The following is a 642-nucleotide window of genomic DNA, read 5'->3' as shown; positions in this document are numbered from 1 at the left end:
ACGGAGATGACGCCCTTGCGCGCGAAGTTGTACGCGACGCTGCCCGGGTCGGCCATGGTGCCGCCGTTGCGGGTCATCGCGGTGCGGACGTCCGCCGCGGCGCGGTTCTTGTTGTCGGTGAGGCACTCGACGAGCAGGGCGATGCCGTTGGGGCCGTAGGCCTCGTACATGATCGTCGTGTAGTCGATGACCTCGCCGGTGAGGCCGGCACCCCGCTTGATCGCGCGGTCGATGTTGTCGTTCGGCACCGAGGTCTTCTTCGCCTTCTGCACGGCGTCGACGAGCGTCGGGTTGCCGGAGAGGTCGGCGCCGCCGATCTTGGCGGCCACCTCGATGTTCTTGATCAGCTTGGCGAAGGACTTCGCGCGGCGCGAGTCCTTGATCGCCTTCTGGTGCTTGGTCGTGGCCCACTTGGAATGCCCGGACACGGTGCTCCCTCGGAAATCTCGTTGCGTGCGGCCCCCGAGGGCGCCGCTGATGGCAGGGGCCAGTCTATTCGAGAGCCGGTCCGCGCCCGTCTCGGCCCGAGCACCGAGCCTTCCGCGCCCGTCTCGCCGGCGACGAGCCGCCCTCCCGGCGCGCCCCCGCACCGCCGAACGCACGATCCGCGTCCCAGCGGATCGCGCTAGGCGAACGCGACCC

Annotated in this window: 1 protein-coding gene; it reads right to left on the bottom strand. The window is 69.8% G+C overall.

Annotated features, from left to right (window positions below):
* A partial coding sequence (locus tag C5C99_RS16680; protein WP_146085542.1) for a YebC/PmpR family DNA-binding transcriptional regulator occupies positions 1–428 on the bottom strand: 428 nt, incomplete at its 3' end.
* Positions 429–642: the final 214 nt, after the last annotated feature.

It is taken from the genome of Rathayibacter sp. AY1C4, assembly GCF_002932195.1.
Taxonomy (GTDB): Bacteria; Actinomycetota; Actinomycetes; order Actinomycetales; family Microbacteriaceae; genus Rathayibacter.
This window is presented reverse-complemented; position numbering and strand designations above follow the sequence as displayed.